At 46.9% G+C, this 13,016-nt stretch carries 15 protein-coding genes; 7 read left to right on the top strand and 8 right to left on the bottom strand.

Features of this window, described 5'->3' with window-relative positions; translation table 11 throughout:
- Positions 1–283 precede the first annotated feature (283 nt).
- Together B5D42_RS07060 and B5D42_RS07055 are read right to left on the bottom strand one after the other, a co-directional pair.
- Entirely contained in the window at positions 284–2,461 is a 2,178-nt protein-coding gene (locus B5D42_RS07060) for a penicillin acylase family protein (protein ID WP_078830756.1), read from the bottom strand.
- 67 nt (positions 2,462–2,528) lie between these two features.
- Positions 2,529–2,762 carry a DUF3820 family protein gene (locus B5D42_RS07055; RefSeq protein ID WP_245825598.1) on the bottom strand — a complete coding sequence of 78 codons (234 nt, stop codon included), beginning with the start codon at positions 2,760–2,762 and terminating at the stop codon, positions 2,529–2,531.
- Between the two features lie 70 nt (positions 2,763–2,832).
- On the opposite strand from B5D42_RS07055, the gene B5D42_RS07050 reads away from it, so the two are divergent.
- Both B5D42_RS07050 and B5D42_RS07045 read left to right on the top strand, forming a co-directional pair.
- Positions 2,833–3,213: an SRPBCC domain-containing protein gene (locus B5D42_RS07050; RefSeq protein ID WP_078830755.1), complete on the top strand. Its 381-nt coding sequence runs from the start codon at positions 2,833–2,835 to the stop codon at positions 3,211–3,213.
- 11 nt (positions 3,214–3,224) lie between these two features.
- Positions 3,225–3,737: a hypothetical protein gene (locus B5D42_RS07045; RefSeq protein ID WP_078830754.1), complete on the top strand. Its 513-nt coding sequence runs from the start codon at positions 3,225–3,227 to the stop codon at positions 3,735–3,737.
- Here the strand turns inward: B5D42_RS07045 and B5D42_RS07040 are convergent.
- Positions 3,716–4,762, bottom strand: a complete 1,047-nt coding sequence (locus B5D42_RS07040) for a nucleoid-associated protein (protein WP_078830753.1) — start codon at positions 4,760–4,762, stop codon at positions 3,716–3,718. The two genes, B5D42_RS07045 and B5D42_RS07040, sit on opposite strands and share 22 nt — an antisense overlap.
- Before the next feature lie 122 nt (positions 4,763–4,884).
- Here B5D42_RS07040 and B5D42_RS07035 point away from each other — a divergent pair, with 122 nt between their 5' ends.
- The 5 genes from B5D42_RS07035 to B5D42_RS07015 all read left to right on the top strand — a co-directional run bounded on the left by B5D42_RS07035 (position 4,885) and on the right by B5D42_RS07015 (position 9,703).
- Positions 4,885–5,208, top strand: coding sequence for a hypothetical protein (locus tag B5D42_RS07035; RefSeq protein ID WP_078830752.1), 324 nt, complete (start codon positions 4,885–4,887; stop codon positions 5,206–5,208).
- A 176-nt stretch (positions 5,209–5,384) separates the two neighbouring features.
- Positions 5,385–6,107: a phosphoadenylyl-sulfate reductase gene (locus B5D42_RS07030; protein WP_078830751.1), complete on the top strand. Its 723-nt coding sequence runs from the start codon at positions 5,385–5,387 to the stop codon at positions 6,105–6,107.
- Positions 6,108–6,109: 2 nt separating this feature from the next.
- A complete protein-coding gene (cysD, locus tag B5D42_RS07025) occupies positions 6,110–7,018 on the top strand; it encodes a sulfate adenylyltransferase subunit CysD (RefSeq protein ID WP_078830750.1) in 909 nt (302 codons plus the stop codon).
- 21 nt (positions 7,019–7,039) lie between these two features.
- The gene (locus B5D42_RS07020; protein ID WP_078830749.1) at positions 7,040–8,281 is read left to right on the top strand and encodes a sulfate adenylyltransferase subunit 1; all 1,242 of its coding nucleotides are present in this window, start codon (positions 7,040–7,042) and stop codon (positions 8,279–8,281) included.
- A gap of 75 nt (positions 8,282–8,356) precedes the next feature.
- Positions 8,357–9,703, top strand: a complete 1,347-nt coding sequence (locus tag B5D42_RS07015; protein WP_139367030.1) for a TSUP family transporter — start codon at positions 8,357–8,359, stop codon at positions 9,701–9,703.
- 314 nt (positions 9,704–10,017) lie between these two features.
- On the opposite strand, the gene B5D42_RS07010 is transcribed toward B5D42_RS07015, so the two are convergent.
- The 5 genes from B5D42_RS07010 to B5D42_RS06990 all read right to left on the bottom strand — a co-directional run bounded on the left by B5D42_RS07010 (position 10,018) and on the right by B5D42_RS06990 (position 13,011).
- Entirely contained in the window at positions 10,018–10,653 is a 636-nt protein-coding gene (locus B5D42_RS07010) for a response regulator transcription factor (protein WP_078830748.1), read from the bottom strand.
- Positions 10,650–11,420 (bottom strand): sensor histidine kinase, encoded by a 771-nt coding sequence (locus tag B5D42_RS07005; RefSeq protein ID WP_078830747.1) that lies wholly within the window; start codon positions 11,418–11,420, stop codon positions 10,650–10,652. The genes B5D42_RS07010 and B5D42_RS07005 overlap by 4 nt, the downstream gene beginning before the upstream one ends.
- Positions 11,378–12,037, bottom strand: a complete 660-nt coding sequence (locus tag B5D42_RS07000) for a hypothetical protein (protein WP_078830746.1) — start codon at positions 12,035–12,037, stop codon at positions 11,378–11,380. The genes B5D42_RS07005 and B5D42_RS07000 overlap by 43 nt, the downstream gene beginning before the upstream one ends.
- A gap of 17 nt (positions 12,038–12,054) precedes the next feature.
- A complete protein-coding gene (locus tag B5D42_RS06995) occupies positions 12,055–12,579 on the bottom strand; it encodes a hypothetical protein (RefSeq protein WP_078830745.1) in 525 nt (174 codons plus the stop codon).
- 216 nt (positions 12,580–12,795) lie between these two features.
- Positions 12,796–13,011, bottom strand: coding sequence for a hypothetical protein (locus B5D42_RS06990; protein WP_078830744.1), 216 nt, complete (start codon positions 13,009–13,011; stop codon positions 12,796–12,798).
- Positions 13,012–13,016: the final 5 nt, after the last annotated feature.

Here is a 13,016-nt window from a genome sequence, read left to right as displayed (position 1 = left end):
GCCCGCCTGGAAACTGGAATTAATTAGCAGCTTTAAAAATAGCAAGTGCGTGTTGCGCTGAATCCCCTTCGGGAGACATCAGCGAGAGAACAAAGACGAGGTCAGCGGCCTGAACTACCGGAAGCAATGAACTTGAACCGGCTTGGAGAATCGAAATTTCTTCCGACCACCTGTGGTCAGGCGGCCAACAACGGCAGGCTAATGAGGTTCGTGTTCCGTAATAACATAGCTGTTGCCGATAAAAAGTACCCCTCATACCTCCTGAACACTATACTCTGAACGTTTACTGCCCGGGGCGATATTGCCTTTCCATATTTTTCAAAACATCTTCCTTATAAAAGAAGATCTCTTTGAACTGCCCGTTGATAAAACCATTGGCCTGGTCTGTAAAATGCGGTGATAATGGATCCCTGCTCTGTCCGCCTGTAACGATCGTTTTTGCCTTCAGCTTTTTACCGAATTCCACAGCAGCAATAAAACTGTTGCCGGATGTGCCGTATCTCTTTCTGGTATCGCTGCCCGAACGGCTTTCAAATGCCGGCAGTGTGCCCCAGCGTGAAGAAGCAAGTGCCACGGCAATACTGGGTTGTGCGTCGTCGAATTTATCATTTGCAGTACGCTGGTAACGGTTGATCGCTCCCCAGGGCTGTTTCCAGCTGCCGTATTTTTTTTCAAGGTCCTGCAACGCTACTGTAAGTGCATCCAGTTTTTGTGCATCGGTAGTATTGGCAACAAGATCATTGAAACGTCCGACAGCATTACTTCCTTCCTCCTGTGTTTTTGCCCTGGGCATTAACAGGCTGAGACGGGTTGCCCAGTCTACCGCAACGGTTGTGGCAATGGAATTTGTGTCTGCTGTACGGTTCCAGCTGCGTAGGATCTCTATTGCTTCGGTAAGTTTACTTTTCTGTTCTCCGGAAGCGGCATCGTATGCTTTCAGTAATGGTGGTAATAAGATGTCGAACGCTGCCATGTAACGGTTATAACCGATTGCGATGATCCTGTCAAGATTGAGCTGTGTCGCATTTTCCAGCAGCCGGGCTGCATTCAACCCGCGTGCATTCTGCCCATCGGGCGCCATATAAACCGGGTATTTGTTTTTATCCGGACTGCTTGCTCCTGCTGCGGTGAACGGTGTTGAATTGCAGTTCTGGATCCAGCCGCTCGCCGGATTATAGAGATGTACAATTTCATCCAGCGCATGCACACCCTGCCATTCGGTTGCAGCAATGCTGCCGTCTACAGGCAATGTCCAGTCAAGTGCAGGATCTCTTTTCGGAACAAAATCTCCGTGCCAGTAGGCAATATTGCCTTTGTCGTCGGCGTACACGGTATTGTTGGTGGTGTTTGACCGGAGTTCCATGGCTTTTTTAAACTCATCCAGGCCATTGGCTTTAGTGCTGATCCAGGATTGTACAAGCGCATTGAGCGAACGGTTATTTTCGCGCAGGCTTAACCATTTTCCGTTACGGTTTGCCATTACCGGTCCGTGATGCGTATAATATCCTTTGAATGGAATGGACAGCTGTTTTCCATCTTTTTTGTAATGGATCACAATTTCCTTACTGGTAACGGGGCGTTTCTCTTTTTCATATTCATACACCCGGTTACTGCCTTCGCCCGAAACTTTTTCTTCGTAAAGATCTGCCACGTCTGCATAGCTGGTCGTATGCATCCAGCCGCAATGTTCATTGAATCCCTGGTAAACGAACATTTGTCCCCAGGTAACGGCTCCGTATGCATTCAACCCTTCTTCACTTACCATATGTATTTCGCTCCTGAAATAAAAAGGCACATGCGGGTTGATATAGAGGATCGCATTTTTAGATGCAGTTCGTGATGGTGCGATCGCAAAACCGTTTGATCCGCGTAACTCCACATCTTTCGGCTGCTGCGGTTGCGCCATGGTGGTAACGCCGCCTTTCTGATTCCTGCCATAAAAATCCCTTACCTCTTCAAGGCTTACGCCACCGGTTCGAGTAGCGGAAACACTGCCGTCGGTGAACATGAGGTGAAACCAGGGTTCAAAACGCTGCAGCACGGCGGGCTTCACCTGCGGATGTTTATAGAGATAGTAATTAATGCCGTCTGCAAAAGCATCCAGCAGTTCCCTGAACCAGGGTGCTGCGGCATGGTAATCTTTGATGGCGTCTGCACTGTCTTCTATTAACCGCATCTGAAGATCTCCGAATATGCGGCTTTCTCCGTCTGCCTCTGCCTGGCGGCCAAGTACTTCCAGATAATTCCTTTCCACACGCTCAAAATTTTCTTCGCACTGTGCGTAGAGGAGTCCGAATACGGCATCGGCATCCTTTTTACCATAAATATGCGGAATGCCCCAGGTATCCCTGATAATGTTTACATTTTTAGCACGTGATTCCCAGCGTGAGATCTCCTGCGCAGAAAAACGTTGTGAAAAGCAGGCAGCAGGAACAAGTAAGAACAGCAGCAGTTGTTTCATAATCGTATGGATAAGCGAAGTTTAAATGTATAGAATAATGCATGCCATACAAAACCAGCCGACACAATTATTTCAGCAAAGGCTTCAGCAGGTATTCCAGTCCGTTGAGACGGATCACGTATAATGTTTCCAGCAGCATGCCCAGCCTGCCTTTGGGGAAACCTTTCATATAGTACCACTCGAGGTAATGGACCGGCAGCCTGCACAACGGAACATCCTTGTACTTGCCGAAAGGCATTTTCGCCTGTACAAGCTCCTGTAAAATCTGAGGATCCGGGCCGTTCATCGGGTCATGGGGCATAGTGACGTAAATGTCGGTGAAACGGAAGCTCTTACCAAATCGTTGTTATCTTTACCTATAAAATTGCAGCGTGAAAGACTTCAAGAAATATTATATCATCCCCGCAGAACCACAGGAAATCTACCGTGCGCTTACCATACCTGAAACCATCCGCCTGTGGACGGGTGAGCCTGCCGTTATGAGTACAGAGCCGGGTTCTGAATTTTCATTGTGGGAAGACAGTATAACCGGCGTGAACCTGGAATTTGAAACAGATAAAAAGATCGTGCAGCAGTGGAATTTCGGCGACCAGGAAGAACCGTCCATAGTAACGATCAAACTGCATCCGCATAAACAGGGTACTTCGGTAGAGCTCAGGCATACCAATATTCCCGACAGTGAATATGATGATATTACCGAAGGCTGGGACCAGACCTATTTTGCATCACTGGAAGAATTTTATTCAGAATAAGGAGCCAGACATTGAGAACCGCAAGTATCCAGGAACTGAAACAGGAACTGCAGCACCAGGACGCTGCGGCAGTAAGGGCATTGTGTCTCCGGCTGGCGAAGTTTAAAAAAGAGAACAAGGAACTGCTCACCTACCTGTTGTTTGAAGCCCACGATGAACACGGCTACATAGAAAGCATAAAAGCGCTGACAGACGAAGAGTTTACCGGGCTTCCCAAATCCAGCGCCTATCTCACCAAGAAAAGTCTGCGGAAAATCCTGCGGATTGTAAATAAATATGTCCGGTACAGCGGATCAAAACTGGTGGAAACCGTATTACTGCTGCATTTCTGCCGCCAGATGGAGGATAGAGGCATACTGGAAACCAAAACATCACGTCTTTCCGCATTGTTCCGCCAGTCAGACCCGATTGCAAAGATCTACGCACAGCAATTGAAAAAAGCGGGAGCAGCTCTCGAGCAATTGCACGAAGACCTTCAATACGACTACAGGAAAGAACTGGATCAGCTTTCTTCTTCGAAATAAAGTTTGTAGTAATGCATATTGCGCATTTCGTCGTAACCTTTTTCTACCAGGTCTTTGCGGCCATGGATATAAACATGGAAATTCTTATCCAGTTTGAGGATGCTTTTAAAGAACCGTTCCTGCTTTTTAACGGCGGACAGATGGATATCGAATTCCTCATCGATACTAACCTGTTTGGCCTGCTCGTAAGTATGCTTGTACTGCGTGAACGTTTCAATCATTTCAGGATGGTGCAGTACTTCGGTTGCGAATTCATCCATTTTGAAAGCATCATGGGTTTTAAAATAATCCATGCTGCGGTTCAGCAGGTCTATCTGGTCACTTTTATTCACTTCAAATTTCTCTGCCATTTCATTGCTGATAAACAGTTTGCACATGCCTAAAGCGGCATTTGTGTGGTGATAACTGTTGGCGCTGCGGGCAACCTGGAGAAAATCGGTAACCCAGTATTGGGCATCATTCTGTTTATTGGTCTGGTCTACCACGCAAACCACATAGCCGTTTTCACGCTCTTTTTTGAAAATGAGACAACCTTTGTCGAGTTTATTGATATCGATCCCGTCCTCTGCACCAACTTCAAAGCTCTGGCCGTGCGGGAAAACTTTCAGGAAAGTCTCTTTGGTTTCGCTTTTGAAAAGCCCCACAGCCTCCACATATTCCGTTCCGAAAGGCACATTGCTGAAATGCGCTACGTATAATTCCCCTTCCTTTACCCTTACATGGGTGCTTTTGTTGTACAGGAACTGGGCCAGCATGGCGCTCTGGAGGGCAAATTGTTTGGGTTCGTCGAAGATCCCTTTTACATAATGATATACTTCGTTCAGGTCCAGATCGCTGATATGGGTAAACTGGTATTGTTCATTTTCGTTTACGGGTGCCAGGAAATAGCGGGCAAGGAGGTTTCTTACAATGGGATCATTGAGGGATAAAGGGTTCTCGGAAAGCTTCAATTCCTCGCCCCGCGTGGGGTTTCCCACTTTGTGAACGATCACCCGTTCCAGTTGTACGCTGTCTATACCTGTCATAAGAAGGCGAAGATAAGGGTAGAAAAAACGCAATTACCACAGAAACCTGCTCTCAAATTCGTTATTCGGCCGGGAATAATGCAACTTTGCATTGTAAACCAACGCCCAAAAAGAACGAGCCCATGTACACCCAGATCTGGAGTAAATACATACCTATCATCAGGATCCTGATGAAACGTACACAAAACGGAGACCAATCATTAGATCTGAACAAGATCGATTTTGAACGTGTTGGAATGAGCCGCAAGGCCGGATATAAGTTCGAAATAGAACTGGTGAACGGGAAGGTAGCCAACCTTATCAGTAGTTCCGTGCTCGCATCAGACCTCGCAACACTGATGCTCGAAGACGCTGCCATTAAGACCCTGCTCGCCGAAAACAACTTCACCGTGAGCCTGAATACCAGGTTCCAGCTGGCGCTTAAAAGAACAGGCGCAAACGCTTAATCACAGTCAGACGCACTAAAATCTGATCGCATTTTCCAGGAGAAAGCGGATTAGAATTGCGGGCCCTAAAAGTCTACTAAAATTGTAGAAAAATAAAAAACAAAACCTATCTTCGGAAGAATAGATTGTTGAAGGCGATCTTAAACTTTTGTACATTCCAGATTGACAGATAAACTATGGTACAGATAAACAGTGATGCAGCGGCAGCTTTATTACAGCAGCTGGAAGGCAAAAGTGAAACGGAGGCCATTGTTTTTTTAGCGGCCCGGTTTCCGGGAGAAGTTACATTTTCCACGAGTTTCAGCATGGAAGACCAGGTAATTACTGACCTGATCAGCTGCAGCGGCGCAGGTGTTTCCTGCTTTACACTGGATACCGGGAGAATGTTCCCGGAAACCTATAGCACCTGGACCCGTACTTCTGAGCGGTACAACATGCCGATTGTACCGTATTACCCGGATACAACCCTGCTCGAAACATTTATCGGTACCAATGGCCCTGATGCCTTTTACCGGTCGCCGGAACTGCGTTCGGAATGTTGCCGCATCCGTAAAGTAATTCCGCTGAAAAGGGCCCTGACGGGTAAGAAAATATGGATCACCGGTTTACGGGCCGCACATTCTCCCGGCAGGAATCACATGCAGCTGCTGGAATGGGATGAAACTAACCAGCTGATCAAATACCAGCCCTTGCTGCACTGGACAAACGAGGAAGTAAGTACTTATATTCACAGTGCGGCAATACCTTATAATCCGCTCCACGATAAGGGTTTTGTAAGCATCGGCTGCGCGCCCTGCACAAGGGCAATACAACCAGGCGAAGATTTCCGTGCCGGCAGATGGTGGTGGGAAGATAACAGTAAAAAGGAGTGTGGCCTGCATACTCACAAAGCAAATTGAATATGAGTCAGTATACATTAGATTATCTCGATCAGCTCGAGTCGGAAGCGATCCATATCTTCCGCGAAGTGGCCGGCCAGTTCGAAAAACCGGCCCTGCTGTTCAGTGGCGGTAAGGATTCCATTACGCTGGTGCACCTGGCGCTGAAAGCATTCCGGCCCGGCAAACTGCCCTTTCCGCTGGTACACATCGATACCGGTCATAATTTCGATGAAGCGCTTTCGTTCAGAGACCAGCTGGTGACGGAGATCGGCGAAAGACTGATCGTTAGAAAAGTAGAAGATACCATTCGTGTGCGGCAGCTGACGGAACCCAAGGGTAAACTGGCCAGCAGGAATGCATTGCAGACCTATACCTTACTTGATACTATTGAAGAATTCGGTTTCGATGCCTGCATCGGCGGAGCAAGGCGCGATGAAGAGAAAGCCCGGGCCAAAGAGCGGATCTTTTCAGTGCGTGATGAATTTGGTCAGTGGGATCCCAAACTCCAGCGCCCTGAATTATGGAATACCTATAACGGAAGGATCAGTAAAGGAGAAAATGTACGTGTATTCCCGATCAGCAACTGGACGGAACTGGATGTATGGAATTATATCAGACGAGAAAATATTGCATTGCCTTCCATCTATTTTGCACACGAACGGGAAGTGCTGGAATATGGCGGCCAGCTGATCGCAACTTCAGCATTCATTAACCTGGATGAAGAGGACAAGGTTTCGGTTAAAAAAGTACGTTATCGTACCGTTGGCGACATGACCTGTACCGCTGCAGTTGAATCCAATGCTGTTACCATCGATGATATCATCAGGGAAATCACCGCAACAAGAACCAGTGAGCGCGGAGAAACAAGAATAGACGACCGCACCAGCGAGGCAGCAATGGAAGACCGGAAAAAGAACGGTTATTTCTGATCAGAAATTTAAAGTAAAGCAATGGACTTATTAAGATTTATAACAGCGGGAAGTGTGGATGATGGTAAAAGTACCCTGATCGGCAGGTTGCTGTATGACAGTAAATCGATCATGGCCGATCAGCTCGAAGCCATCGAAAAACAAAGTAAAACCCGTTCCGGCGGTGAACTTGACCTGGCGCTGCTTACAGACGGCCTGCGTGCCGAACGTGAGCAGGGTATCACGATCGACGTAGCCTATAAATATTTTTCAACGCCAAGGCGCAAGTTCATTATTGCAGATGCCCCCGGGCATGTTCAGTATACGCGTAACATGGTAACCGGCGCCTCCAATGCAGACCTGGCTATTTTGCTGGTAGATGCCAGGACCGGCGTGATGGAACAGACCCGCAGGCATTCGATCATCGCTGCAATGCTCAACATTCCGCATATCGTCATCGCCATCAACAAAATGGACCTGGTTGATTATGCGGAAGACGTTTATAATAATATTGTGATCGCTTATGCTGAAATAGCGGCCAGGCTTGGATTGAAAGATGTTGCCTATATCCCCATCAGCGCACTTACCGGCGCCAATATTGTAGAGAAAGCACCGGAACTGAACTGGTATAAAGGCAAACCCTTGCTGCAGCTGCTGGAAGAAGTACAGGTGGAAAAAGATATCAATCTCCATGACGCGCGTTTCCCCGTGCAGTATGTGATCCGTCCGCAGACAGAAGACCTGCATGATTACAGGGGCTACGCCGGTAAGATCAATAGCGGAATTTATAAAAAAGGAGATGCTGTTACCGTGCTGCCATCCGGGTTTCAGAGTACCATCAGTGCAATAGAAGTGTCCAATAAGGAAGTGGAAGAAGCATTTGCGCCACAAAGTGCGGTGCTGCACCTGGCCGATGATATCGATATCAGCCGCGGTGATATGATCGTTAAAACCGGTTCCGGTCCTGTTGTTACCAACGAATTGGACGTGCTCCTTTGCTGGATGGATCATAAACCACTGCTGCCCGGCAATAAGTATTTACTGCAGCTCAACAGCAAAATAGTAAAAGCCATGGTGAAGGAAATTGTGTACAAGCTGGATGTAAGCTCATTGCAGCAGCAGGCATTAACCGGCAGTATCGGGTTGAATGATATTGCGCGTGTGACCATCAAAACCGCATCGCCGCTTGCTGCAGACAGCTATAGAAAATTACGTAATAACGGTGGCGCGATCCTGGTGGATGAAACCAGTCATCTTACGGTTGCTGCCTGTATCATCCAGTGATCGCTTTAAATAAATAAGAGTTACCTGTCGTCTCATTGCTGTGAAAACCTGTCCCTTCACTGTAAAAGCAAACGTATGTCAGTAGCTCCGGGAAAAGAAATACATAACCGCGCAGAAACAGGAAGCAACCGGTTGCTTCCTGTTTTTATCCGGCTCGATCATCTGCGTCTTGTATTGATCGGCGGTGATACTGCCGCGTATGAACAATTGCAGGCAATACTGGCGGAAGCACCTGCGGCCGGTATCAAAATAACCGCTCCGCGCATCATTCCGGAACTGGAAGTATTCGCGTCTTATTATACCAATGTTTCTCTTATAAGAAAATCATATTCTCCCGGAGATCTTTTCGATGCGGATCTTGCCATCATCACGGAGCGCGACCAGGCACTGACCGAGCAGGTACGCAACGATGCCAGGGCAAGACGTGTGATGGTGTATACGCCTTACTATTCCTTTCTCTGCGATTTTTATACCGCCAGCCCGTCGGGAGAAAAAATAACAACTGTTACAAATACTGTCGTCAATAGCACATCCCTGCAGGCAGAAAAGAAATGGCAGCGAATTGCATCGCGTTTCCTGTTTGCTTTCTTTTTTATGTTCATCGGTCACCTGATTCTTTCTTACATCCCCTTCAACCGGTTGCTGGCAGACGGCACTGCTTTTTTCAGTACACTTGATAGTACGTTTTACTGGATGATACTGGCGGGTTTTCTTGCCCAACTGGTAGATGGCATGCTTGGTATGGGTTATGGTGTGGTATCGGCAACGGTGCTTTTGTCGCTGGGGGTAAAGCTGCCTGCCATCAGCGGAAGCATCCATACCGCGGAAATGTTTTCAAGTGCGGCATCGGGTTATAGTCATTACCGGTTTGGGAATGTAAACAGGAAGTTATTCAAGGCTTTGCTGATTCCGGGTGTGCTTGGTGCTGTTGCCGGGGCGGTATTGCTGTCTGTATATGGCGACCGCTATGCAATGTATATCCGGCCATTACTGGCCTGTTATACGTTACTGCTCGGCATCAGGATTTTACGAACCGGTTTCAGAGGAACAAAACAGCCGCGCAAGGTCAAAAGGGCTGGTTGGCTGGCAGCGGCAGGCGGATTCCTGGATTCTTTCGGTGGTGGTGGCTGGGGGCCATTGGTAACAAGTACACTGATCGCCAAAGGAAAAACACCGCGTTATGTGATCGGTTCGGTAAGCATTACAGAGTTCTTTGTAACCCTGGCAAGTGCAGCCACTTTTTTTTCCATGCTGGGTATTTCACATTGGCCGGTTATTGCAGGACTGATCATCGGAGGTATGATCGCAGCTCCGCTGGCGGCAGCACTGGCGGGAAAGCTTCCGCTGAAAACGATGTTCCTCGGCGTGGGTATACTGGTGATTGCCTGGAGTATCCGCATATTGATCCAGGCCTTCCTGTAGTAAGGCATAAAAAAACCTTTGTGGGATTTATTCCTACAAAGGTTGTTTTTGCAGCTTTCGCTGCTGGTTTTCATGGATTGGAGTTCGCCAGCGAATACGCTAATACTACGCTGAACTGAAGATCTTTACAAAGGATCATTGGATATAAACTCATCACTCTTTCAAGTGATACTGCAAAATAAATGCAGCCCGAGCCGTTTAAAGATAGGGAATTGTCAAAAAAGCTATAGTTAAATTACTACAAATGGGAAATGTTTTTCATTTATATTGTAGTGCAAGCCGCTTAATTGATTGTAATTAAAGATTATTTATATCTATATTGTTACAATGTGTCTTTTGATGGCTTCCATTACGAGACCTACCCTGCTTTGAACATTCAGCTTTACGAAAAGAATTTCGCGGTACCCGTCAACAGTGCGCTCGCTGATCTTCATGATGGAGGCGATCTCTTTATAGGTCATATCGCTGCAGGCGAGCTGGAGAAACTGTTTTTCTTTTTCCGTGATCTGTGTGGTCTTTTTTTCTGACTCGAGTAATTTCCTGTAGTTGACATTGCTGGCGTCGGCATTGTAAAAACCGGTGCTGGCAATTTCGTGCAGGGCTTTTTCGAGATCATCGGGATGTGTTTCTTTAAGCAGGTAAGCGCAGCAACCCGATTTGATCATATCGATGATCACTTTATCCGAATCGTTCATGGATAAAGCCACCAGTTTGATCTGAGGATAATGTTTGCTCAGCCAGCGGGTGGTTTCCTGGCCGTTCATGACGGGCATATTCACATCAATGAGCATGATATCGGGGATGATCTTGTCGCGGAACATTTTATCCTGCAGGTCTTTCCCGTTCAGCGCTTCTATCACCACATTAAAAGACCTGAAGCTTTCAAGCATCAGGGTGAGTGATTTGAGAAATAATTGGTGATCGTCTACTAGTCCTATGGTTATCTTCATGCTTCGGGGGTATTAACCGGTATCTGCAGCGTAACAACTGTGCCATTGGGTGAAGACTGCCAGTCTACAATCCCGCCCAGCAGATGGGTACGGTGTTTTATATTAAGGATGCCTACGCCGCTTTTGGAGGAAAGGGCTTCAAAACCGGAACCGTCATCACTGATGGATGCATGCAGCCGGCCTGCTTCTTCATGCATTTTGATATGTATGCTGCTGGCGTTGGCATGTTTGATCGCATTCTGCAAGACCTCCTGCACAATGCGGAAAAGCATCACCTGCTTGTCCGGTTTAAGCTGCAGGGATGCAGGCGGAGAGAAAAGAATCGCAAGACTTTTGGTGGCGTTGATCCTTGCCACTTCTGCCTGCAGATTATCTACAAAACTGAACTGCTCGAGCCATTCCTTGTTCAGCGATTTTGAAAGCGAGCGTAATTCCTGTATGGCTTTGCCGAGCGTTTCGTCTGCAATTTTCAGGGTTTCTGGCGGATCGGGAATAGTACGTTGTACCACACCGATCAGCAGCTTGGTGCTGTTGAGGAGCTGGCCCACATTGTCGTGCAGCTCTTTTCCAAGCTGATTGAGTGTTTCCTCCCGGGTTTCCATCTGTGATTGCATAAGCTGTTTTTCTAGTTCCTCTTTTTCTTCCTGGTATTTCCTTTTACGTTTATTGTAAAGCCGCACATACGACAACAGGAACATAGCTGCAATCAGGAAGATGCAGGTGGTCAGGATGACAATGACGATGATGTTGTTTGCCGATACTTGCATAAAAAAGAGTAACTCCAGCAACTATAAAATATAAAATTAAGCACTACAAAGATGAAATAACGGACCGGTATATTCTGACGGGCGTTAATGTCGGCAAGGTAGGTATAAAATATATTGCATGATGTACTCCCGAAATAGAACAGGAATAATCCTGCCACCACCCAGAAGGGCGGGTGCATGTATATATTCACATATTCTTCCTTTTGCAGGAAATAGTAAAAGAATAAACAGCTGATCACAATAAAGCTTACCGATGTGATATTGTTGGCGATCATACTGTACTCACGGAAGCCGCTGGTAAAACTTTCGTACAGGTAAATGGCAGAAAAAGATGCAAAAGCCGCAATGAGCCAGACTTTTACGTTGAAATAATTCCGGCAGAGCCGGTATAGCACAAGCCCTTTGAATATGGTTTCTATCGGCAGGTAGAGATTGTAAAGCCAGTGATTATCGTAATGCAGTGACTTGCGCAATATGCCGCCGGATATCTCTACCAGCACCGTAAAAAGCAGGAACCACCGGAACCATTGCCAGAAGCCTGCTTTCTGGTTCGTAAGGCATACGAACGCAAAAAGCAGGCATATGATCTCTATTATCTCATTGAATGGAAAATTCATCAGAATAACAAGGGTGTTTATGGCCACATATTTCCTGAATCGTACAGGTCGTCTTCACCACCTGTATATTCGCCGCCCACCATTCCTTTGGTTGGCTGTACGGATTTAAATACGTGGTCGCTGTAGAAACGGTCGATGATCTCGTCTGAATTCTTGAAGCGTTTCAGCGGCGCTACCAGGAAGGTCAGTTTCTCTTCGTTTTCAACAATGGTTGTGCGGAAATAGAATCCTACAACCCATTCCTGGGTATCAGGGATCTCTTCTTCGGCAGCAATAAGCTTGTCGTAAATACCTCCTGGTTTTACATAATCATAGATTTGCTCACGGGTGTACCACACACCATAAGAACCGGTAGGATCGTAGGTCTGACGGAAGTCGTATACTTCCCTCGCTGCTACATCCGGATCTAAACGGTGTACGAACCCGAGTCCGCCTACCTGTTTTTTCTTTTTACCTGCTTCTTTCCTGTGTGGAGTTGTTTTTTTTGCTGCACTTTTCTGGGGGGATAGCTTCCTGGAAGCTGCGGCTGGTTTCTTTGCCATGTTTTGGATTTAATTAGGGGTTAATGAATGATCTGACAATATTCAGAAAAAAAATGAAATGAACACCCCCGTGTTTTCCCCGTTCTTCTACCGCTTTTTTCACGGTATGTTAAGGTTGGCTCTCCCTTTGATAAATAACATAACTTGCCATGGAATCAATGCCCGGAGAAACCTTCCCGGGCATTGGTGCTTTCGCAAAAAAATGTATGCTGAATCTTATGCTTCCTTGATCGGGTTCCTGCGGGTAGGGATCACTGTCTGCTCATCATCGCTCAGGAAAACCCAGAAATCGAACAGTTCGTAAATATCACCCGGTTGTTTTTTGCCACCTTGTGCATCAGGACGCTCATAGCTGCCCAGCAGGTTGCTGTGGTGCCTGATCTGTTCCAACTTTTCATCATGCGAAAGCGTCTTAAATTGTTCGATGGTCATATAGA

Source organism: Sediminibacterium ginsengisoli (assembly GCF_900167075.1).
Classification (GTDB): Bacteria; Bacteroidota; Bacteroidia; order Chitinophagales; family Chitinophagaceae; genus Sediminibacterium; species Sediminibacterium ginsengisoli.
The sequence above is the reverse complement of the archived record's forward strand: the minus strand, read 5'-3'. Positions and strand labels throughout refer to the sequence as shown.